Annotated in this window: 22 protein-coding genes; 6 read left to right on the forward strand and 16 right to left on the reverse strand. The window is 59.8% G+C overall.

Annotated elements, in window-relative coordinates; translation table 11 throughout:
• Nucleotides 1–76 precede the first annotated feature (76 nt).
• Nucleotides 77–2,173, reverse strand: coding sequence for a M13 family metallopeptidase (locus H8L67_RS01480; protein ID WP_220380679.1), 2,097 nt, complete (start codon nt 2,171–2,173; stop codon nt 77–79).
• Nucleotides 2,174–2,298: 125 nt separating this feature from the next.
• On the opposite strand from H8L67_RS01480, the gene acs reads away from it, so the two are divergent.
• Nucleotides 2,299–4,251 carry an acetate--CoA ligase gene (gene acs, locus H8L67_RS01485; protein WP_255555994.1) on the forward strand — a complete coding sequence of 651 codons (1,953 nt, stop codon included), beginning with the start codon at nt 2,299–2,301 and terminating at the stop codon, nt 4,249–4,251.
• A gap of 61 nt (nt 4,252–4,312) precedes the next feature.
• Here the strand turns inward: acs and rpmG are convergent, their stop codons facing one another.
• The 10 genes from rpmG to H8L67_RS01535 form a co-directional block, all read right to left on the reverse strand.
• A complete protein-coding gene (gene rpmG, locus H8L67_RS01490; protein WP_143925763.1) occupies nt 4,313–4,477 on the reverse strand; it encodes a 50S ribosomal protein L33 in 165 nt (54 codons plus the stop codon).
• A 12-nt stretch (nt 4,478–4,489) separates the two neighbouring features.
• Nucleotides 4,490–4,726: a 50S ribosomal protein L28 gene (gene rpmB, locus H8L67_RS01495; protein ID WP_220380040.1), complete on the reverse strand. Its 237-nt coding sequence runs from the start codon at nt 4,724–4,726 to the stop codon at nt 4,490–4,492.
• A 187-nt stretch (nt 4,727–4,913) separates the two neighbouring features.
• Nucleotides 4,914–6,179, reverse strand: a complete 1,266-nt coding sequence (locus H8L67_RS01500) for an alpha/beta hydrolase (RefSeq protein WP_220380041.1) — start codon at nt 6,177–6,179, stop codon at nt 4,914–4,916.
• Nucleotides 6,180–6,221: 42 nt separating this feature from the next.
• Nucleotides 6,222–6,545, reverse strand: a complete 324-nt coding sequence (locus H8L67_RS01505; RefSeq protein ID WP_220380680.1) for a lipid-A-disaccharide synthase N-terminal domain-containing protein — start codon at nt 6,543–6,545, stop codon at nt 6,222–6,224.
• Between the two features lie 50 nt (nt 6,546–6,595).
• The gene (locus H8L67_RS01510) at nt 6,596–7,321 is read right to left on the reverse strand and encodes a glycosyltransferase family 2 protein (protein ID WP_220380042.1); all 726 of its coding nucleotides are present in this window, start codon (nt 7,319–7,321) and stop codon (nt 6,596–6,598) included.
• Nucleotides 7,318–8,295 (reverse strand): NAD-dependent epimerase/dehydratase family protein, encoded by a 978-nt coding sequence (locus H8L67_RS01515; protein WP_220380043.1) that lies wholly within the window; start codon nt 8,293–8,295, stop codon nt 7,318–7,320. The genes H8L67_RS01510 and H8L67_RS01515 overlap by 4 nt, the downstream gene beginning before the upstream one ends.
• A complete protein-coding gene (locus tag H8L67_RS01520; RefSeq protein ID WP_220380044.1) occupies nt 8,292–9,182 on the reverse strand; it encodes a ParB/RepB/Spo0J family partition protein in 891 nt (296 codons plus the stop codon). The genes H8L67_RS01515 and H8L67_RS01520 overlap by 4 nt, the downstream gene beginning before the upstream one ends.
• A 12-nt stretch (nt 9,183–9,194) precedes the next feature.
• On the reverse strand, nt 9,195–9,977 hold the full coding sequence (locus H8L67_RS01525; protein ID WP_220380045.1) for a ParA family protein: 783 nt from the start codon (nt 9,975–9,977) through the stop codon (nt 9,195–9,197).
• 65 nt (nt 9,978–10,042) lie between these two features.
• Entirely contained in the window at nt 10,043–10,687 is a 645-nt protein-coding gene (gene rsmG, locus H8L67_RS01530; RefSeq protein ID WP_220380046.1) for a 16S rRNA (guanine(527)-N(7))-methyltransferase RsmG, read from the reverse strand.
• Nucleotides 10,688–10,702: 15 nt separating this feature from the next.
• Nucleotides 10,703–11,287: a 4'-phosphopantetheinyl transferase family protein gene (locus H8L67_RS01535; RefSeq protein ID WP_220380047.1), complete on the reverse strand. Its 585-nt coding sequence runs from the start codon at nt 11,285–11,287 to the stop codon at nt 10,703–10,705.
• Between the two features lie 54 nt (nt 11,288–11,341).
• On the opposite strand from H8L67_RS01535, the gene H8L67_RS01540 reads away from it, so the two are divergent.
• Both H8L67_RS01540 and H8L67_RS01545 read left to right on the forward strand, forming a co-directional pair.
• The gene (locus tag H8L67_RS01540; RefSeq protein WP_220380048.1) at nt 11,342–12,667 is read left to right on the forward strand and encodes an AMP-binding protein; all 1,326 of its coding nucleotides are present in this window, start codon (nt 11,342–11,344) and stop codon (nt 12,665–12,667) included.
• Nucleotides 12,668–12,800: 133 nt separating this feature from the next.
• Nucleotides 12,801–13,058, forward strand: coding sequence for a GlsB/YeaQ/YmgE family stress response membrane protein (locus H8L67_RS01545; RefSeq protein WP_220380049.1), 258 nt, complete (start codon nt 12,801–12,803; stop codon nt 13,056–13,058).
• 81 nt (nt 13,059–13,139) lie between these two features.
• On the opposite strand, the gene xth is transcribed toward H8L67_RS01545, so the two are convergent.
• Entirely contained in the window at nt 13,140–13,910 is a 771-nt protein-coding gene (xth, locus tag H8L67_RS01550; RefSeq protein WP_220380681.1) for an exodeoxyribonuclease III, read from the reverse strand.
• 98 nt (nt 13,911–14,008) lie between these two features.
• On the opposite strand from xth, the gene ltaE reads away from it, so the two are divergent.
• Nucleotides 14,009–15,022 carry a low-specificity L-threonine aldolase gene (ltaE, locus tag H8L67_RS01555; RefSeq protein ID WP_220380050.1) on the forward strand — a complete coding sequence of 338 codons (1,014 nt, stop codon included), beginning with the start codon at nt 14,009–14,011 and terminating at the stop codon, nt 15,020–15,022.
• Nucleotides 15,019–15,573: a gamma carbonic anhydrase family protein gene (locus H8L67_RS01560; RefSeq protein WP_220380051.1), complete on the forward strand. Its 555-nt coding sequence runs from the start codon at nt 15,019–15,021 to the stop codon at nt 15,571–15,573. Before ltaE ends, H8L67_RS01560 begins: the two co-directional genes overlap by 4 nt.
• Nucleotides 15,574–15,583: 10 nt before the next feature.
• Here H8L67_RS01560 and aroE read toward each other — a convergent pair whose 3' ends face one another.
• The 4 genes from aroE to H8L67_RS01580 are packed head-to-tail and all read right to left on the reverse strand — an operon-like array spanning nt 15,584 to nt 19,740.
• Nucleotides 15,584–16,396 carry a shikimate dehydrogenase gene (gene aroE, locus H8L67_RS01565; protein ID WP_220380052.1) on the reverse strand — a complete coding sequence of 271 codons (813 nt, stop codon included), beginning with the start codon at nt 16,394–16,396 and terminating at the stop codon, nt 15,584–15,586.
• A gap of 9 nt (nt 16,397–16,405) precedes the next feature.
• On the reverse strand, nt 16,406–17,401 hold the full coding sequence (hemB, locus tag H8L67_RS01570) for a porphobilinogen synthase (RefSeq protein WP_220380053.1): 996 nt from the start codon (nt 17,399–17,401) through the stop codon (nt 16,406–16,408).
• Between the two features lie 12 nt (nt 17,402–17,413).
• Nucleotides 17,414–18,412 (reverse strand): chorismate transformation FkbO/Hyg5 family protein, encoded by a 999-nt coding sequence (locus H8L67_RS01575; RefSeq protein ID WP_220380054.1) that lies wholly within the window; start codon nt 18,410–18,412, stop codon nt 17,414–17,416.
• Nucleotides 18,412–19,740 (reverse strand): NAD(P)/FAD-dependent oxidoreductase, encoded by a 1,329-nt coding sequence (locus H8L67_RS01580; RefSeq protein ID WP_220380055.1) that lies wholly within the window; start codon nt 19,738–19,740, stop codon nt 18,412–18,414. The genes H8L67_RS01575 and H8L67_RS01580 overlap by 1 nt, the downstream gene beginning before the upstream one ends.
• Nucleotides 19,741–19,841: 101 nt before the next feature.
• Here H8L67_RS01580 and H8L67_RS01585 point away from each other — a divergent pair, with 101 nt between their 5' ends.
• Complete coding sequence (locus tag H8L67_RS01585) at nt 19,842–20,111, forward strand: phosphopantetheine-binding protein (protein WP_220380056.1); 270 nt, start codon at nt 19,842–19,844, stop codon at nt 20,109–20,111.
• The last annotated feature ends 1 nt before the right edge of the window (nt 20,112 follow it).

Genomic DNA, 20,112 nt, shown 5'->3' on the forward strand with positions numbered 1-20,112 from the left:
CGAAAGTTTGGCACCCGAAAAAACAAAACCCCTCTCCATTGGAGAGGGGTTTTTTTATGCACGCTGCTTGTCAGGATTACCAGATACGCACACGGTCGTCCGGCTTCAGGTAAAGCTTCTGACCTTCTTTGACGTCGAACGCGGAATACCAGCCATCGATATTGCGAACGGTGCGGACACGGAAACTGCCGGGGGCGTGCACGTCGCCGACGATCTGCGCACGCAGCGCCGCTTCACGGGTCTTGGTGCGCCAGCTTTGCGCGAATGCCAGGAAGAATCGTTGATCACCGGTCATGCCGTTGATAACGGGTGCCGGCTTGCCGCCCAGCGATTTTTGGTAGGCGTCGTAAGCGACGGCGAGGCCGGCCAAGTCGGCGATGTTTTCACCGAGTTCTTGTTCGCCGTTCAAATGCAGACCCGGCAAGGCTTCGTACGCGTTGTATTGCTCGATCAACTTCTTGGAGCTGGCCTTGAAGTGATCCGCGTCGGCTTTGGTCCACCAGTTTTGCAGTTTGCCGTCGGCATCGAATTCGGCACCGAGGTTGTCAAAGCTGTGGCTGATTTCGTGGCCGATCACCGCACCGATCGAACCATAGTTGGCGGCTGCATCGGCATTCGGATCAAAGAACGGCGCTTCCAAAATGGCGGCCGGGAAGTTCAGGGCATTTTGCAGCGGCAAATTCACTGCATTGACGGTTTGCGGTGTCATCCACCATTCGCCCTTGTCCGGTGCGGTGTTCAACTTGGCGAGTTGATGCTTCAGCTCCGCCAACTGTGCGCGCTGATGGTTGCCGATCGGATCATCCGCTTTGATTTCCAAAGCGCTGTAGTCACGCCACTTGTCCGGATAGCCGACGCCGACCTTGATGGTCGCCACTTTAGCCTTCGCCTTGGCTTTGGTTTCGGCGCTCATCCAATCGAGTTTGTCGATGCGCTCGGGGAACACGGCCAACAGGTTTGACACCAGTTGTTGCACTTCGGTACGGGAAGACGCCGGGAAATATTTTTCCACATACAACTTGCCGACCGCATCGCCCAGATCGTTGTTGACGCGTGCAAGGCCGCGTTTCATACGCTCACGTTGCTTCGGCGTGCCGTTCAAGGTCGTGCCGTAGAAACCGAACGACAGGTCGTCGAAGGCTTTCGGCAACAAACCGGCGTTTTCGTTGATGGCGTGGAACGTCATCCAGTCTTTCCAAGTGTCCAAGGATTCGCTGGCGGTCAACGCGGAGAGACCGGAAATGGCTTGGGGTTGCCATGCATTGATGGTGGTTTGGCCTTCCAAGCCGGCGGCCTTCAAGAAGGCCGTCCAATCAAGGCCCGGCGCCTTCTTGGCGAACTCTGCCACCGGCCACGGGTTGTTGGCCTTGTGCACGTCATCGGTATCGGTGAGCGGCGCATGTGCGCGCGCGATTTTCTCTTCCAGCGCGTAAATGGCCGCCGCCTTCTTGTCGGCATCGGCGACGTTGGCTTGCTTCAACAGGTCGGCGATGTAGGTCTTGTACTTGCCGCGAATCTCCACCATGGCGGGATCTTTAGACAAGTAGTAATCGCGATCGGGCATGCCCAAACCGCCTTGCAACAAGTAGGCCATGTTGCGCGACGGATCCGACAAGCCTTGGCTGACGAACACGCCGAACAGGTGTTCGGTGTGGTAGTTGGTGGCGTTCAAGGGATCGACATCGGCGCGCAGGGTTTCACCCAAGGCACGGGAGAGATCGGTCTTGTCTTTGAGCGCGGCGATGCCGTCCAGCGTCGGCTGCAAAGCGGCGATGCCGCGCTGTTCGATGCCTGCCTCGTCCATGTATGCCGCGTAGTAGTCCGCGATGCGACGGGCGTCGGTGCCCGGCGCGGCCTTCGATGCCGCCAGACCTTGGACGAGATCTTTGGTGCGTTGCTCAGCTTTTTCAAATACCTTCAAGAAAATACCGGTGCTGGAGCGATCGTCCGGAATTTGTGCGGTCTTCAGCCAGCCGCCATTCGCATAGGCATCGAAATCGTCGCCGGCGGCGATGCTGGTATCCATGCCGGCCGTGTCGATGCCGATGGTGTTTTTCGCGGGCGCGGCGGCTTGGGCCGGCGGTGCTTCGGCGGCGGGCGGCGGCGTTTGCGGGCACGCGGTCAAGGCGCAGGCGACGGCCACTGCCAGCGCGCCGCGTTGAAGGTAAGGCAGGTTCACAGGAAGTATCCTTTGGGGAGTGAATCTTCCATGCTGCGCCTCTCACCGGTAAGAGCATGTGCAAGAAGTCACTGGCTGCGCATGGCAGTCAGAGTCCATTGTTTCTTCGGAGAGTCCGCATGTCCGAGCTGAAATCCTTGTATGAAGTTGCCGACGCGTTTGCACGAGATGCCAACGTTTCGAAGGCAGAGAGTGAAGTCCGCTATCGCCGCTCGGTTCTAGATCCGGAAGCATTCTGGCGCGAAGTGGCACAGGATTTTGAATGGCTGCGTGCACCCACGCGCATCAAGAACACGTCATTCGATTTGAACGATTTCCGTATCCGTTGGTTCGAAGACGGCGAGATGAATGTCAGCGTCAATTGTTTGGACCGGCACTTAGCCGATAACGGCGACAAGACAGCGATCATATTCGAATCGGATGATCCGAATGCACCGGCGCGAACGCTGACTTACAAGGAATTGCACGCGGAAGTCTGCAAGCTTGGCAACGCGCTAAGAAACTTGGGCGTGCAAAAAGGCGACCGGGTCAGTATCTATTTGCCGATGATTCCCGAAGCGGCGATTGCCATGCTGGCCTGCGCGCGTATCGGCGCCGTCCATTCGGTCATCTTCGGCGGCTTCTCCGCCAATTCGATTGCAGATCGCGTCGCAGACTGCGGCAGCAAACTCATCATCACGGCCAACGAAGGCGCGCGCGCCGGCAAGTACACGCCGCTGAAAAAGAATGTCGATGATGCGTTGAATTTGCCTGGCACCACTTCAGTGCAAACGGTCCTCGTGGTGCGACACGGCCCTTCGACGGTAGACATGCAAATGCCACGTGACCGGTGGTATGACGCGGTGATGGACGGGCAACCGGAAACCTGTGCACCCGAACCCATGAATGCAGAAGATCCGCTGTTCATCCTGTACACCTCGGGCAGCACGGGCAAACCCAAAGGCGTGTTGCACACGACTGCCGGCTATTTGATTTACGCCGCCTATACGTTCAAAACCGTTTTTGATCAAAAGCCCGACGACATTTTCTGGTGCACCGCGGATGTCGGTTGGATTACCGGACATTCCTATGTGGTGTACGGACCCATGGCGAATGCGGCGACGGTTCTGATGTTCGAAGGTGTGCCGAGCTGGCCGAATGCTTCGCGTTTTTGGGAGGTGGTCGATAAGCACAAGGTCACCATTTTCTACACCGCACCCACGGCGATTCGTGCCCTGATGCGCGAAGGCGATGCTCCGGTCAAACGCACCTCGCGGAAATCGCTACGTCTTTTGGGCAGTGTCGGTGAACCGATCAATCCGGAAGCATGGCGTTGGTATTACGACGTGGTCGGCGATGCGCGATGCCCGATCGTTGATACGTGGTGGCAGACCGAAACCGGCGGCATCCTGATTTCGCCCATAGCCGGCGCCACGGCGATGAAACCCGGCTCGGCGAGTTTGCCCCTGCCCGGCGTGCAGCCGGCGTTGGTGGACGCAGCAGGGACACTTTTGACCGGCGAGGCGGAAGGCAATCTCGTGATACTGGATGCGTGGCCGGGCATCATGCGCACGGTCTACGGCGACCACCAACGATTCATCGAAACCTATTTCAAGACCTATCCGGGCATGTATTTCACCAGTGACGGTTGTCGCCGCGATGCCGACGGCTACTACTGGATCACCGGGCGCGTGGATGATGTGATCAATGTCAGTGGTCACCGTTTGGGCACGGCGGAACTCGAGAGCGCTATCGTCTTGCATCCGTCGGTCAGCGAAGCGGCCGTCGTCGGCTATCCGCATGATTTGAAGGGGCAGGGTGTCTACGCCTATGTCACGTTGAAAGAAGGCGTCGAGGCCGACGATGCCTTGGCGAAGGAAATCGTGGCCTTGGTGCGCAAGGAAATCGGCCCGATTGCCCTGTTGGATCAGCTGCAGTGGGCGCCGGCTTTGCCGAAAACGCGCAGCGGAAAAATCATGCGGCGTATTTTGCGGAAAATCGCCGAGAACGCGACCGACCAACTGGGCGACACCAGTACGCTGGCCGATCCGGCGGTGGTGGATCAGTTGGTGGCTGATCGCAAAAATCACTGAAAGTCGCGCAACAAAAAACCCGCCGGAAAGGCGGGTTTTTTGTGGACGCTGCAATCAAGGATTACTTGATCTTGCCTTCCTTGTAGATGACGTGCTTGCGCACGACCGGGTCGTATTTCTTGATTTCCATCTTGCCCGGGGTGTTCTTCTTGTTCTTGTCGGTCGTGTAGAAATGACCGGTGCCTTCAGAAGAAATCAGGCGGATCTTGTCGCGCTTCGATGCCATGGTCTCTTCTCCTTAGATCTTTTCGCCACGTGCACGCAGGTCGGCGAGCACGGCGTCGATGCCGTTCTTGTCGATGGTGCGCAAGGCCGCGGTGGAAAGACGCAACTTCACCCAACGGTTTTCAGAAGCGACCCAGAAACGGCGTTCGTGAAGGTTGGGAAGAAAGCGACGGCGGGTTTTGTTCATTGCGTGCGAGACGTTGTTACCCGTCACGGTACGCTTGCCGGTTACTTGGCATACGCGGGACATTGTGCACCTCTATCAAAAACGGTTGTCGCCCGTAGCCCGGGTGACGGCGGCCCCGGCAATCCTGAAATTGCCACACGATACGGGGAAAATGCGCCGGGGAAGATCGTGTTCCCGCCCCAGACCACCAAACGGTAGGGCGCAGTGAGCCCGACATTGTGCCAGAAAGCGCCTCGACGGGCAAATCGGCTCAGCGCGCGCCCGGTTCGATGCGCCAATACTGGCCGAAGCGGGTCTTGATCGCCCGCAGGGAGGAGCGTTGCGCGGCCGCCAGGCGCATTCTGAACATCGAGGCGATGTCCTTGATGACCGATACCGACTCCACGAAATAGGAGTGCGCCAGCATGCTGTCGTCAACGCGGGAGGCATCGACCGTATCGATGCCCCTGACGATCAGGATGCCGGACTCCGCATCGCCGGCCCGGGGATAGCCGTGCACTTTTTTGGAGGCGCGCAGGGCCATGTCTTTGGAAGAGGCATACAAGGTCACCCGGCGACCGGCTTTGGCGAGTGCCGGTGCGAGGTCGTTCCGGAACACGTCGGCATCGATGTCCGGCGCCGCGAGGATGATTTCCCGGAATCGACCGCGCAAATCGGGACGCTCCGCCACCAGTTCCTTCAGGGCGCGGGTCAAGCCACGGGTGCCCATGCTGTGCCCGATCAAGTAGATGTTCGGCGATCCGGATTGGTCGGCCATGTCGGCGATGAACTGCTTGATGTGCCGTGTCGACCATTCAATGTTCGCCTCATCCACGGTGTAGCCGGAGAGACTGGCTTGCGAGGGCCAGCTGAAAAACATCGGAGCGCCATCGAACGACAAGTCATAGGATAGTTGGGCTGTGCGACGGGCGGCGTCAGCAAACGACACGTTGTAGCCGTGCACGAATAAGAACAAGTTGCGACCTTTCGAGGCCGCGACGCGTGCTTTGAGATCTCGCAGGAACAGGTTTTTGGCTTGCGGCACCGTGTCGAGCAAGACCACATGCTTTTTCGGATCTTCGCGGAATTCCAAGCGAAAAATGGACGGCGCTTCGAGTTCACCCGGCACGTGGCCGCGCGGAATGCTGACAAAGGCTTGACCGTACGCCATCGGGCCGCGGGTGCCGGTGTACTTCTTGTCTTGGTCAACGCTGGCGAAGCCCCGTGCGGGGGCACGGTCGGTGGCATAAAAAACCCGCATGCGCGCGTAATTGCTCGGGCCGGGCGCGCGCGCACGAGCGGGGCCGCGGCGATTCTTGACCGGCATGGCGATCGCATCGAGTGCGCCGTTATTGGGGGCTGCCGGAGGCGGGGGCGGTGGCGGGGGAGGCGGCGGCGGAGGGGGCGGTAAGTCAGCATTGGCAGTCGCCGCCACCGGCGTCGGCACCGTACAACACGGGGGTGATCCGCGATGCGCGCTACTTGCGCACCCGGTCAACAGACCCAGCCCGATCAACCAAGCCCAAATGATTTTCATGCAGCCGCCCCTGACCCCGGATGCATCACACTTTACGCCGGATCAGTGTTCGGCGCGATCGCGATGCCAACCGCGATGGCGGATGTCGGCATAGAGGCTGTAAATGGCGGTGAACGACGGGAACAGATTTTGCAAAATCCCGACCGAATCATTCTTGCCGAAGATGAAGTAGGCCAAGGTCATCAGGCTTCCGGCAATGCTCATGTACCAGAAGGCGCGAGGGATAACCGGCTTGCGCGCGCGTTTGGTGGCAATGAACTGCACCAACCAGCGACCGCCGAACATGAGGGCACCGACCCAGCCGATGACCTTCCACGCCGACATGTGCACGCCGGTCCATTCCAGCCAGGCAATCGGTGCGTGCATGGCGCTCGGCGGCGCGGCGGCCGCCAGGTCTTGCGCAAGTTGCAGCAGCATCAGAGCTCTTCCACCGGTGTGCGGCGGCTGCGAGTGATGAGCCAAGCAACGCCACGCAAATCACGCACGCCGACCAATGCACGATTCAAGTTGTTGTACTTCGACACACCGCTGGTGCGGTGACGGTGGTTGACCGGCACGCTCACCGTTTTCCAACCGGCACGCTGCATCAGCGCAGGCAGATACCGGTGCATGTGATCGAAGTAGGGCAGGTCGAGAAAGGCATCCCGCTCGAACAATTTGATGCCGCAGCCGGTGTCAGGCGTGTCGTCTTTCAACATGTTCGAACGGATTTTGTTGGCCCACTTCGACGCCCAACGTTTCGAACCGGAATCTTGACGATTGACGCGCCATCCGGCGAACAGCTTGGTTTGCGCGTCGCCTTTGGCGCGCTCGGCGAGGAGGTTCGGGATGTCGGCCGGATCGTTTTGGCCGTCACCATCCAGCGTCGCGATCCAAGGCGCGCGCGCGGCTTTCACGCCGTTGCGAACCGCCGTACTCTGGCCGCTGTTCTTGACGTGACGAATCACGCGAAGCTCGGGTGTCGTGGCTTTCAAATCGCGCAAGACCTGCAAGCTGTTGTCATTGGACAAGTCGTCCACATAGACGATTTCAAACGGAATCAAGCCGCGCAACGCTTGCGTGATCTCGCCGACCAGCGGTGCAATGTTGTCTTGCTCGTTATGGACCGGCACCACGACAGAAAGTTGCGGGGCTTCGTTCATGCCTTCTCTCCGTAATACATCTCGCACCAAGCCACGACCGGCGGCAACCCCTGCTCGAGCGGCGTGATCGGATCGAATCCGAACGCGGCGTGTGCGCGAGTGGTGTCTGCCATGGTTTCCAGCATATCGCCCGGCTGCATCGGTTTGTAATTTTTCACCGCGGGCCGGCCCGCCGCCGTCTCAATGACGTTGATGAAGTGCTCAAGCGCCACCGGCGTGTGATTGCCGAGATTGAACACTTGATGCGGTACCGCTTCGGTCGAGGGTGTATGCAACGCACCGAGAATGCCCGCCACGATATCGCTCACGTGGGTGAAATCGCGACGCATCTGCCCATGGTTGTAGACATCGATGGCGCGACCGGCGATGACCGCGCGCGAGAACAGGATCGGCGCCATGTCAGGACGGCCCCACGGACCATAGACGGTGAAGAAGCGCAGTCCGGTGGCTTTGAGGCCGTACAGTTGCGAGAACGTATACGCCATCAATTCGTTTGCGGCCTTCGTCGCCGCATAGAAAGAGCGCGGCTTGTCGATGCGCTGGTCTTCCGAAAACGGCGTGACTGCGGAGTCGCCATAGACGGACGACGAACTGGCGTAGAGCAAATGCGCTACCGAGTGCGCATGGCAAAGCTCGAGGATGTGGGTGAACCCGACGATATTGCTGTCGACGTAGGCGCGTGGATTTTCCAACGAATAACGCACGCCCGCCTGCGCACCCAAGTGGATGACGCGAGTGGGCCGCACTTCATCGAACAGCGCCGTCAAACCTTCCTTGTCGGTGAGATCCAAGCTGCGGATGTCGGCGTCCGGACACAGTGCCGCGACCCGATCGCGTTTGAGTTGCGGGTTGTAGTAGTCGTTGTAATTGTCGAGCCCGACCGCGGGGATGCCGCGTTCGGCCAAGGCGCGCATGACATAGGCACCGATGAAGCCGGCGGCACCGGTCACCAGCACGGGACGCGGCTCGGTCATTTACGCAGACGTTCCAGCAGGCCATCGAGGGCATCGTGGCTGCCGTAATGGATCACCAGCTTGCCCGTGCCTTTCCGACCTTGTTGGATTTGTACGCGTGCACCGACGGTGTCGCCCAGCTCGCGTTCAAGTGCGGCGACATCGGCATCGTTCACCGGCAAGGGCTTTTTCGCCGCACGTGCGTCGGGCACTTTGCCGGCGGCAAACGCTTGTGCGCGGCGCTCGACCTCGCGAACCGACCAGCCTTCTTTGGCCGCTTCACCCGCCAGTTTTGCAGCGAGTTCCGGCGCCAATGTCAGCAATGCGCGCGCGTGACCCATTTCCAACTGACGACTGTTGATGAGTTCGCGGATGGCGACCGGCAGTTCGAGCAGACGCAGCAGGTTGGTGACTGTGGTGCGCGACTTGCCGACGGCTTGCGCCGCTTCGGCGTGGGTCAAACCGAATTCCGAAATCAATTGCTGTAAGGCGTTGGCTTCTTCCAGCGGGTTGAGGTCTTCGCGTTGGATGTTTTCGATCAGCGCCATGGCAACGACACTACGGTCGTCCAACGCGCGGATGACCACCGGCACTTCGGTCAAGCCCGCGCGCTGCGACGCACGCCAGCGACGTTCACCGGCCACGATTTCATAGCTGCCCTTGGCAAGCGCACGCACGACAATCGGTTGGATGACGCCCTGCGCCTTGATGGAGTCGGCCAATTCGTCGAGCTGTGCTTCCGGAAATTGTTTGCGCGGCTGGTATTTGCCCGCTTGCAGTTGGTCGATCGGCAAGGTGGCCAAGCTGTCACCAGGCTGCGGCGTTTCGGCCTTGGGAATGACGACATCATTCCCGAGCAACGCGGTCAATCCACGGCCGAGGCCCTTTTTCTTCGTTGGCGTACTCATGCTTTTCCTTGCTTAACGTGCCGGAGTTGCGCGTTCGCGCTGACGACGAACAAGTTCACCGGCAAGGCCCAAGTAGGCCACGGCACCGCGCGATGAACGGTCGTATTTGATGATGCTTTGACCATGGCTCGGGGCTTCGGCCAATCGGACATTCCGTGGCACGACGGTCTGCAACAGCGCATCGCCGAAATGGCTTTGCAATTCCGCCGACACCGAGTTGGCCAGGTTGTTGCGGACGTCGTACATGGTGCGCAGGATGCCGTCGATGGCGAGTGTCGGATTCAACTTGCCTTTCAAAGCATTGATGGTTTCGACGAGTGAGGTGATGCCTTCCAACGCGTAGTACTCGCATTGCATGGGAACCAATACGCCATCCGCGGCGGTCAATGCGTTCAAAGTCAGCAGCGACAAGGACGGCGGGCAATCGACAATGATGAAATCGTACTCGTCGCGCAGCGGATCCAACGCGCGCTTCAAGCGCTGTTCGCGTCCGGCTTCGTCCATGAGGGCGATTTCGGCGGCGGTCAAATCGGTATTTGCCGGCATCAGGTCATAGCCTTCAGGCGATTTGACGATGCCGTCGGCGACATTCACTTCTTCCAGCAAGATGTCGCAGGTGCCGGCTTCGAATTCGCGCTTGTCGATGCCGCTGCCCATGGTGGCGTTACCTTGCGCATCCAAGTCGACCAACAGCACGCGTTGCGCGGTCTCTGCCAGCGCCGCAGCGAGGTTGACGGACGTCGTGGTCTTGCCAACGCCACCTTTCTGGTTTGCCACAGCGATGATCCGCGCCATTGTCTGCCTGGTGAACGGTCGCTCATGCGACCCGGTCGTCCATTATGCCAGCCCCTTGCGGCGCTTCATGCCCCGCGACGAACGACCACCAACTCCCGATCGGCGGCAAGGCCAGGGACCGCCAGCACGTGCCTCGCCTCCACGACCCAGCCGGCGGGCAGCGCTTCGGCTTCCACCTCGGTGGTGCGTGCTTTCATGGCCAACAGACGGCCCTCGGGTGCCAGCAAGTGACCGCCGAAGGCGAGAATCTCGGACAAGGTGGCCAAAGCGCGCGCGGTGATTTGGGTGTAGGCGCCCGGTTCGTCCACGGCTTCGATACGCGCCTCGACGACACGGGCGTTGCGGAGCTTGAGCACGCGAATCGCTTCGCGCATGAAGCGCGCCTTCTTGCCGTTACTTTCCACCAAGCTGACTTGGATGTCGGGCCGGGCCAATGCCACCGGGATGCCGGGCAAGCCCGGGCCAGTGCCAAGATCTGCCAAGGCGCCGCTTTGCATGTGCGGGAGAATGCTCAGCGAGTCGAGCAAATGCTTGGGAATCATGTCCGCGGGATCGCGTATCGCGGTCAGGTTGTAAGTGCCATTCCATTTGTGCAGCAGCGCGAGATACTGCATCAGCGGTGGCGTCAATGTCCCGGCATCCAGACCCAACGCCGCGATGCCGCGGGCGAGGTCGGGGGACAAGTGATCGAGTGCTGTGCCGGAATTCATGCCGACAAGTATGAATCAGGCGCGTTTGACTGCAAGCGCTGCAACGTAGCCTGCCGCGGGAATCCATTCTTCGAGCTGCCATGCATATGGCGATCCGAGCTCGGCATCCATGGCCTGCAATTGCATCCGACGCTTGGTATCCGGCAAGAGCTCGAGGCGATCCAGACCGAACGACAGCCCGCGACCGTGCGCTTTTAATATGGCCTCCTTGCAACACCACAGCCGGTGGAATGCGCGCACCTTGTTGCGGCCGTTCAAACGTCCGAGCCAGGCCTGCTCTGCCGGCGTGAAATATCGCTCGGCGATGTCGTCGATGCGGCGTCGCGGCTGGATGAGCTCGATGTCGACCCCGACGCGGGCGTGCGTCACCACACTTGCCAACAAGAAACCGCCGCTGTGGCTCCAATTGCAATCCATATGCGCCAGCGGGGCTTGGAGGCGCGGGCGACCTTGCGCATCGCGTTCAAAGCGGATGTCGTTTTTGGCGATCCCCAACTGATCCGACAGCCACTCGCGCACCAGTCCTTCCGCCGGTTCCATATCCGGCAGACGCAGCCAAACGGTGGCAGGTGTGCGTGCGCGATCGTTCAACCGGGACATCGTGTGCGTTTAAGCTATGGGCTGCATAGGGTGACATATTGATTCGCAAAAACCATGACCAACGCAAGCGTGCCGCTCTTCCGGGGTGATCCCGCTTCCGCCCTCCTGTTGCGCGCCGACGGCAGCGTTGTCGATCGGGCGCGGTTCTTGCGTCAAGTCACCGCACTGGCCGCGCAGCTGCCGGAAGCGCCGACCGTCATCAATGTCTGCGAATCGCGACACCACTTCTTGGTGGCGCTGTGCGCGGCAGCGATGCGCGGCCAAATCAGTTTGATGCCGCCTTCGCGTGCGCCGGAAGTGATTGCCGATATCGCCGCGCGCTATCCGGGCAGCATCATCATCGGCGACACCGGCTCGGTACCGGGGGCGACCTTGGTGATGCCGAAGGTTTTGGGCGAGGTCGAATCGCGAGCAGTGCCGAGCATCGCGGCCGATCAGACGGCGGTGATCGTGTTCACGTCGGGGAGTACCGGGGCGCCTTCTGCGAATCCGAAGTCCTGGGGATCGATGCAACAAACCACGCGCGACAATGCGACCTGCTTGAAAAATTTGGTGTCCGGCGAAGAAACAATGCCGATTGTCGCCACTGTGCCGCCACAACATATGTACGGCATGGAGACCAGCGTGTTATTGCCGCTGTTCGAGAACTTCGCGGTGCATGAGGGTCGCCCGTTCTTTCCCGGTGATTTGGCCGAGGTATTGGCCCACTGCGCACGGTCGCCCCTGTTGGTGTCGACGCCCGTGCACTTGCGGGCGTTGGTGAACGCGGACGTTGCCTTTCCAAAAGCGGCGGGCATCTTGAGTGCGACCGCGCCACTGGCGGCTGACTTGGCGGCGGCTGCGGAAGCGACATTCGGATGCGAAGTACAAGAGCTGTTCGGCTCGACGGAAACCTGCGTCATCGCGCATCGGCAAACCGCGCGCACCACGGATTGGACGTTGTATGAAAACGTAACGTTGACGCCGGAGGAAGCGGGTACTTGGGTCACGCGCGATGCCTACCCGGCGCGGATACGCATTTCGGACATCGTTTCGTTGTCGTCGGACGGGACGCAATTCGCACTGGTAGGCCGTCATGCGGACTTGTTGGAGATCGCGGGCAAGCGCGCCTCGCTCGCCGACCTGAACCGTTTGTTATTGCAGGTGCCCGGGGTGCAGGACGGCGCAATGCTGCAAACACACCTAACAAGTGGTTCGGGGACACAGCGCATGCAGGCGGTGGTGGTCGGAGCCGTGAATGACGCGCAAATCCTTGATTACTTACGGGATTTTGTTGACCCGGTATTTTTGCCGAGGCGCATTCATCATGTTGCTGCATTGCCGCGAAATGAAACGGGCAAGCTCAGTCGTGCTGCCTTGCTCGCGTTGACGCAAGTTTGACAATGGTGAATTGAGGCTTGATTCGCGGCGTTTTAAGCCCCACTTCGTGACGCGTTCATCACAAGGGCGACAAGAGACTGTGTGCAAGCCTTCCACGAAGGCGAACTTCAAAACTACACAGGAAGGAACGTTTATGAATTTTATCGTCATGTTGATCGTGGGTGGTATTGCAGGTTGGCTTGCCAGCATCATGATGCGCCGCGACGGCAATCAAGGTGTCCTGCTCAATATCATTGTCGGCATCATCGGTGGTTTCCTCGGCGGTTTCTTGTTGCCGATGGTCGGCTTGAATCTTGGTGCGGGTTGGGTCGGTTATCTGATCACCGCTTTGATCGGCGCCGTAGTGTTGCTGTTGATCGTCAACTTGATCACGCGTGGCCGCGCCCGCTGAACCCGGCCGGTCAAGCACTGCTTTGACATTGCCAATGTATTTGGCGACCCGGAGGCCCTGCATGGACGCAGGGCCTTCTTTTTAGGCGATTTCCACCCAGACCGGCGTGTGATCACTGGGGCGTTCCCAAGTGCGCGGAACGACATCGATATCCGCATCTACCACGCCGTCTTTGAGTGCGTCCGACACGAGGGTGAGATCGATGCGCAGGCCCCAACCGCGATTGAACGCGGCCAAGCGGTAATCCCACCAACTGAAGCGGCCTTCGTCCTCATGCTTCAAGCGGAAGGCGTCATGCAGACCCAGGGATTGCAAGGCGGCGAGGCCCTCACGTTCCGGCACTGAACACAGCACTTTGTCTTTCCAGCGTTTGGGGTCATGTACATCGCGGTCTTCCGGTGCGATGTTGAAATCGCCCATCACCACCAGTTTCGGATAGCGCGTGAGCTCGGAAGCAATCCATGCACGCATCGCTTCGAACCACCGCATCTTGTAGTCGAATTTCTCGCTGCCCACGGCTTCGCCGTTGACCACATACAAGTTCACGATGCGCACACCGTTCACGGTGCCGGCGATTGCGCGTTGTTGGACATCTTCGAAGTTCAGGATGCCGCGGTGAACGTCTTCGGGCGGTGCGTCGCCACGCACCAACAAGGCCACGCCGTTATAAGTTTTTTGTCCTGAGAACACCACGCGATAGCCGGCCGCTTCAATGGCCGCCACAGGGAACTTGGCATCTTCCATCTTGGTCTCTTGCAGTCCCAAGACATCGGGTTTGGCCATGTCGAGCCAGTCGAGGACGTGTTGCAGGCGCACGTTGAGCGAGTTGACATTCCAGCTGGCGATTTTCACGTTGACGGCAACCTTTTGATCATTTCGAAGTATATGTCGCGTGTCGCGATCGCACATCGCCTCGGCCGATGCATGCGCCAAAGTGGCATCATCAGAATATGAATCCAATCGATCTCCGCAGCGACACCGTCACCCGACCCACCGCCGCCATGCGCGAGGCCATGTTGCTCGCGGAAGTGGGCGATGACGTTTATGGCGAGGATCCCACGGTCAATGCGCTGCAAGCACGCATTGCCGCAGACCTCGGTTTCGAGGCCGCGCTCTTCTTGCCGAGCGGCACGCAATCCAATCTATGCGCGTTGCTTGCCCACTGCGAGCGCGGTGACGAATACATCGTCGGTATGGAAGCGCACACCTACAGGTACGAAGGCGGTGGCGCGGCGGTATTGGGTTCGATCCAACCGCAGCCACTTCCGCAGTCACCCGATGGAACACTGCCGCTGGCGCAAGTGGAGGCAGCGATCAAGCCGGTCGATCCGCATTTCGCACGCACGACATTGCTGTGTCTGGAAAACACCTGGATGGGCCGGGCGTTACCGATGGATTATTTCGCGCAGGCACGCGACTTGTGCAACCGCCGCGGCCTGAGTTTGCATTTGGATGGCGCGCGTCTCTACAACGCGGCGGTAGCGACGGGCGTTGCCGCAGGAGACATTACGCGCCACTTTGACAGCGTGTCGGTCTGTTTTTCCAAAGGGCTGGGTGCGCCGGTCGGCTCTGTGCTTGCCGGTTCCAATGACCTCATCGCACGCGCGCGTCGCTGGCGGAAAGTCTGTGGCGGCGGTATGCGTCAATCCGGCATGCTCGCGGCCGCCTGCTTGCACGCCTTGGATCACCACGTCGAACGGTTGGCGGACGATCATGCGCGGGCTGCGCGTTTGGCCGAAGGCTTGCGCGCAGCTTCCGGCATTTCAGTTCTCGGCCAGCACACCAACATGGTGTTTTTCGAAACACCGGCGCAACATTTGCCGGCCTTGCGCCGGCATTTGGAGGTGCATGGCATCCTTGCGTCCATCGGCTATCTTCCCTCGGTGCGCCTCGTGACCCATCTCGAAATCGACGATGCGGCCATCGCGCGCACGATCACCGCTTTTCAAGAGTTCAATCCATGAATGACCGCACTGTCAGACCGTATTTGAATCATCAGCCCACGCTCGGCGAACGCGTCTATATCGACGAGGCGGCGCGCGTCATTGGCGATGTGGTGCTGGGAAATGATGTTTCCGTTTGGCCCTTTACCGTGATTCGCGGAGACGTCAATTTCGTGCGGATCGGCGATCGCACCAACGTCCAAGACGGCACCGTCGTGCATGTCAGCCACGATGGTCCGCATGCGAAGCTGGGCGGTTTTGCCACCGTCATCGGTGCCGACGTCACCATCGGCCATAAAGCCATTGTGCACGCCTGCCGCATTGAAGACGCGTGTCTCGTCGGCATGGGTTCGACGGTTCTGGACGGGGCGGTGATCGAGAAACACGGTTTTCTCGGGGCGAATGCCCTGCTGTCACCGGGCAAAGTCATCGGCAGCGGCGAGATGTGGTTGGGTGCGCCGGCGAAATTCGTGCGCAAGCTGTCCGATGCCGAGATCGAAGCGTTGTACTACTCGTCCGGACACTATGTGAAGTTGAAAGATGAGTATTTGACTGGGAAGCGACGCGAGTAAGCGTCGCCCCCTAGCGCAACGCGCTGTAGACCTCTGTCGTCTGCGGGCGAACCCCGTGCCAGATCTCGAAACTGTCCGCGGCTTGTTCGATCAGCATGCCAAGACCGTCCGAAAGATTTGTCACGCCGGCTTGCGCCGCCCAGGTCAGGGTGGCGAGTGCACGCGCACCATAATTCAAGTCAATGAATGTCGACGTATCACTGACGATGCCGGTGGGCCATGTCGCACATTGCGCCGCATCCGCGGGTGTAGCCGCATACACCACCAGATCAAATCGACCCTGTGCGGCGAGCTCGTCCAGCGTGCAGGCGCGAGTGCGGTCGTCATCACCCAAACGGTCTATCAAATCGTAGGCACGGGTGCGCGTGCGGTTCGCGACCACCAATTGCGCGATGCCCGCATCCAGCAACGCCGGTGCCACCGCCGACGCGGCACCGCCGGCGCCGATCAGCAGAACGCGCAGGTCATGCAAATCGACGTCGAGGCGGTCGCGCAAGTCGCGCAACAAGCCGGAGCCGTCGGTGCTCTCACCGAACCATTCGCCACTGCGCTGCACCAGCGTGTTAACGCTTTTTGCGCGCATCGCACGATTCGAATGCCGTGCGCAAAAATCAAAGGCCGCCGATTTGTCCGGCGCGGTAACGTTCGCACCGGTTCCGCCTAGCGCTACAAAAGTTTCAAAGCTGTCTTTGAAGCCACGCGCGGCCGTATCGGTGATGCTGTATGCCAATGAGATGCCGCATTGTTTGCCGAACAATTCGTGGATTTGCGGCGACAGGGAATGCGCCACGGGGTGGCCGAAGACGGCGAAATGCAGGGTCATAGTCTGAAATCAGCCGTGCGTTTCGCGCAAATATTCCGCGGCGTCGAGCGCGAAGTAGGTGAGGACGCCATCGGCGCCGGCGCGTTTGATGCAGGTCAGCGATTCGAGCACGCAGGCGCGTTCATCCAACCAACCATTCAAGAACGCCGCTTTCTGCATGGCGTACTCGCCGCTCACCTGATACACAAACGTCGGTGCACCGAAGGCATCTTTGACGCGGCGGACGATATCCAAATACGGCATGCCGGGCTTCACCATCACCATGTCGGCACCTTCCGCGAGATCGAGTTCGACCTCACGCAGGGCTTCATCGCTGTTGGCCGGATCCATTTGATAGGTGTATTTGTTGCCTTTGCCCAGCGCCGAGGCGCTCCCCACGGCATCACGGAACGGGCCATAGAACGCCGACGCGTATTTCGCGGCATAGGCGAGGATGCGGGTGTGGATGAAGCCGGCTTCTTCAAGTGCGGTGCGCACTGCGCCGATGCGGCCATCCATCATGTCTGAAGGCGCGACGATGTCGACCCCGGCGCGCGCATGGCTCAGGGCCTGCTTCACTAGGGCGTCGACGGTTTCATCGTTCATGACGTAACCGGTGTCGTCCAACAAGCCGTCCTGACCATGACTGGTGTAGGGGTCCAACGCGACATCGGTGATGACGCCGAGCTCGGGGAAGCGGGATTTGAGCGCGCGCACGGTGCGTTGGCAGAGTCCGTTGTCATCCCATGCCGCCGCGGCATCCAAGCTCTTGGCCTCGGGCGCGGTGACCGGGAACAGGGCAATCGCCGGAATCCCAAGCTTGACCATGCGTTCGGCGACAGGCAACAAGGTTTCAATCGAATGCCGTTGTTGTCCCGGCATGGATTTGATGTCTTCCGTGCCGTTGAGTTCGTGGACGAACACCGGATAAATCAAGTCGTTCACGGTGACAACGGTTTCGCGCATCATGCGACGCGAGAAGTCATCGCGACGCATCCGCCGCGGGCGCACATAGGGAAAAGTCATAGGTCTATTTTATCAGGCGTGGACGCCGTCGATCTCGATGGCGAGCTCGCTGCGACAAATGGCCGCATGCAGGATGATTCGCTGCGTTTCCGGCGGTAACAGGCGTTCCAGCGCATCTGCAACGACTTCAAGATCCTGACGATCGCGGACATAGGCCTTGAGGTAAGCGCCGGAACCAAACCGTTCAGGAAGATCCGGGCGATGTACGCGCGCCGCGCCGATCAGGGCATCGAAATTGCGGAAGGTTTCTTCAATCTGCGCAATCAACATGCCATGGTGTACAGAGGCATGACCAACGACGGCGGCCGTGCCCGAGATCAGCAGCGGTAAGTCCTGACCGGTTGCCGGCAGCATCGCGCGGGCGAAACTCGGCGGCTGCGGGCCGTATTGGCGGGGATAATGATAGGCGCTGATTTGGCGCGGATTTTCAACCGGCTGGCCCTCTGCGTTGGCACTCAACCAGTACACCTGCAGGACCGCATCGTCATCACAGCGACCGATGGCGGTGGCAGCGGGCAGGCGCGAGGCGTCCATGTCTTGCAAGACGCGACCACGGCCGACGCAGAATTGCCGGTAACGCTCGAGGTCGCCATCTCCTTGGGTGATGGCGTCCAGATAGTTCCAAACGCGCAGCAAATGCGGCGTTTCACTACTTTGAACATGTGCCCACAAATCGCGATAAATGCGCTCTGCCGTAGCAGCCACGCCTTCCTCGAGCTCCGCTTGTTCAATCGCACCGAAGCTCAAACGGCCATCGGTGGCCCAGGCCACGCCGCCGCTGCGACCCGCGCGCACCGGTGAATCAGACAGCCACACTTCATACGGCGCATTTCCCAACGGACGCAACGGCACGCGCAGGTAGCGCGGGTCGGTGTTGCGGGTCGACGGCGGGTGATTGGCGAAACCGATGACCGCCAACACGTTGGGATTCGCCAAGAGGATGTCCGGTGAGGGCGCGTCGTCGTAGTACACCTTGAGTAACGCGGCCGGAATGTTTAACGCTGCGGTCATTACTTGCCTGTATCCAAAGTTTCTTCCAGTGTCTCGATCGCGACCTGACGGCGGCGTGTGCGCCAGTTACGCCAAGACTTGCCTGCCATGCCCACCGACGTGAGGGCATAGATCAAACGGAAAATCCGCAGGCGGCGACGGACACTCGCTGCGTTGTCAAATACATCCCCCGACAACATGGACACCACCGCGCGCTCCACACCCAACACATCACGGCGATTGGCAAACAGGTGTTTCATCGTCGGCGAGGTGAAACGGTAGATGAACCACTTGAACTCGTCGAGGCCGGTCTCAAAGTGCTTCTCAAATTTTTGCTGCAGACGCTTCTCTTTTGCCGGTTCGCGCAAGATGCCATCGACTGTCTCGGCGCATTTTTCCGCGCCATGCAAGGCAAGGAACACGCCCGAAGAGAACATCGGGTCGACGAAGGAGTACGCGTCACCCAGCAATGTCCAACGCGGACCATTCATGCGCGTGCATTCATAGGCGTAATTCCCGGTGGCGTGAACATCGGCCACTCGGGTCGCACCGGCCATCCGCTCTTTCAATTCAGGCGCCTTTTCGCAGGTTTGCAGCAAAAACTCTTCCAGGCTGCCGGTACGCTGTTTCAAATATTCGGGATAGCAGACGGCGCCGATACTGGTCACGCCTTCCGACAGCGGGATCAGCCACAGCCAGCCATGATCGTGACGGTAAATGCTGACGTTGCCGGCATCGCGACCCTCTCGCATCCTTACGCCTTCGTAATGACTGAACACGGCCGCCGACGCATGTTTGTCGTTCTTTTGCTTGAGTTTCAGTTTGTTGGCAAGAAACGTGTCACGTCCGCTGGCATCAATCAAATAGCGCGGCGTCCAGCGTCGATCGCCGGCCTGCACCGTAATGGCATCATCGTCTGCGAAATCCACCGCCGTGACCCGTGTGTTTTCGTAGGTTTCAACGCCCGCCGCGCTCGCGTTGTCGAACAGGATTTGATCGAAATCCGCGCGCTTGACCTGAAAAGCGAAGTTCGGCTGCGCGCGCAAGCTGTTGCCGAAGTCGAACACCGAATAGCTGCCATCGTCGTTCGGGAAGTCGGCGCCCAGCTTCAAGACGCTGCATGCGCGCACCTGATCAAGCACGCCCAGACGCTCAAGTACCGGGATGCCCTGCGGCAACAAAGACTCGCCGATATGGAAACGCGGGTGTTCGGCCTTCTCAAGCAACACGACCTTCCAGCCCTTGCGTGCGAGCAGTGTGGAGACGGCGCTTCCGGCCGGTCCGCCACCAATCACCAGAACATCTGGTGACGACACCCCCGCTTGCGGGAGGGCTTCGGATTCATTCATAACTGGCAACAGAGTTTCCCAAGCCGTGCATAATAACGCCTTGGGTCACATTTCAGTGATCACGTACTGCTGCGCACGCAGCCTAATGGAACCGTAAAAAGATGTCGAACCAAACAGCCGAAGAACGTGAATTGGCCGAATTGCTTGTCGAAAGCCTGAATCTGGATGGCGTGGCGCCCGAAAGCATCGACGCCGAGGCGCCATTGTTCAATGCCGGTTTGGGGCTCGACTCCATCGACGCACTCGAGTTGTCCCTCGCCATCTCCAAAAAGTATGGCGTGCAGTTGAAGTCGGACAACGAAGACAATCGCCGCGTTTTCGCCTCGCTGCGCTCGCTGTCCGAATTCGTACAAGCCAACAAGGCGGCTTAAT

Origin of the sequence: Lysobacter soyae, assembly GCF_019551435.1 — a bacterium.
Taxonomy (GTDB): Bacteria; Pseudomonadota; Gammaproteobacteria; order Xanthomonadales; family Xanthomonadaceae; genus Solilutibacter; species Solilutibacter soyae.

Coding starts and splice junctions, on each gene's coding strand:
- acs (WP_255555994.1), top strand. CDS start 2,299: ATGTCCGAGCTGAAATCCTTGTATGAAGTTGCCGACGCGTTTGCACGA.
- rpmG (WP_143925763.1), bottom strand. CDS start 4,477: ATGGCATCGAAGCGCGACAAGATCCGCCTGATTTCTTCTGAAGGCACC.
- rpmB (WP_220380040.1), bottom strand. CDS start 4,726: ATGTCCCGCGTATGCCAAGTAACCGGCAAGCGTACCGTGACGGGTAAC.
- H8L67_RS01500 (WP_220380041.1), bottom strand. CDS start 6,179: ATGAAAATCATTTGGGCTTGGTTGATCGGGCTGGGTCTGTTGACCGGG.
- H8L67_RS01505 (WP_220380680.1), bottom strand. CDS start 6,545: ATGCACGCACCGATTGCCTGGCTGGAATGGACCGGCGTGCACATGTCG.
- H8L67_RS01510 (WP_220380042.1), bottom strand. CDS start 7,321: ATGAACGAAGCCCCGCAACTTTCTGTCGTGGTGCCGGTCCATAACGAG.
- H8L67_RS01515 (WP_220380043.1), bottom strand. CDS start 8,295: ATGACCGAGCCGCGTCCCGTGCTGGTGACCGGTGCCGCCGGCTTCATC.
- H8L67_RS01520 (WP_220380044.1), bottom strand. CDS start 9,182: ATGAGTACGCCAACGAAGAAAAAGGGCCTCGGCCGTGGATTGACCGCG.
- H8L67_RS01525 (WP_220380045.1), bottom strand. CDS start 9,977: ATGGCGCGGATCATCGCTGTGGCAAACCAGAAAGGTGGCGTTGGCAAG.
- rsmG (WP_220380046.1), bottom strand. CDS start 10,687: ATGAATTCCGGCACAGCACTCGATCACTTGTCCCCCGACCTCGCCCGC.
- H8L67_RS01535 (WP_220380047.1), bottom strand. CDS start 11,287: ATGTCCCGGTTGAACGATCGCGCACGCACACCTGCCACCGTTTGGCTG.
- H8L67_RS01540 (WP_220380048.1), top strand. CDS start 11,342: ATGACCAACGCAAGCGTGCCGCTCTTCCGGGGTGATCCCGCTTCCGCC.
- H8L67_RS01545 (WP_220380049.1), top strand. CDS start 12,801: ATGAATTTTATCGTCATGTTGATCGTGGGTGGTATTGCAGGTTGGCTT.
- ltaE (WP_220380050.1), top strand. CDS start 14,009: ATGAATCCAATCGATCTCCGCAGCGACACCGTCACCCGACCCACCGCC.
- H8L67_RS01560 (WP_220380051.1), top strand. CDS start 15,019: ATGAATGACCGCACTGTCAGACCGTATTTGAATCATCAGCCCACGCTC.
- aroE (WP_220380052.1), bottom strand. CDS start 16,396: ATGACCCTGCATTTCGCCGTCTTCGGCCACCCCGTGGCGCATTCCCTG.
- hemB (WP_220380053.1), bottom strand. CDS start 17,401: ATGACTTTTCCCTATGTGCGCCCGCGGCGGATGCGTCGCGATGACTTC.
- H8L67_RS01575 (WP_220380054.1), bottom strand. CDS start 18,412: ATGACCGCAGCGTTAAACATTCCGGCCGCGTTACTCAAGGTGTACTAC.
- H8L67_RS01580 (WP_220380055.1), bottom strand. CDS start 19,740: ATGAATGAATCCGAAGCCCTCCCGCAAGCGGGGGTGTCGTCACCAGAT.
- H8L67_RS01585 (WP_220380056.1), top strand. CDS start 19,842: ATGTCGAACCAAACAGCCGAAGAACGTGAATTGGCCGAATTGCTTGTC.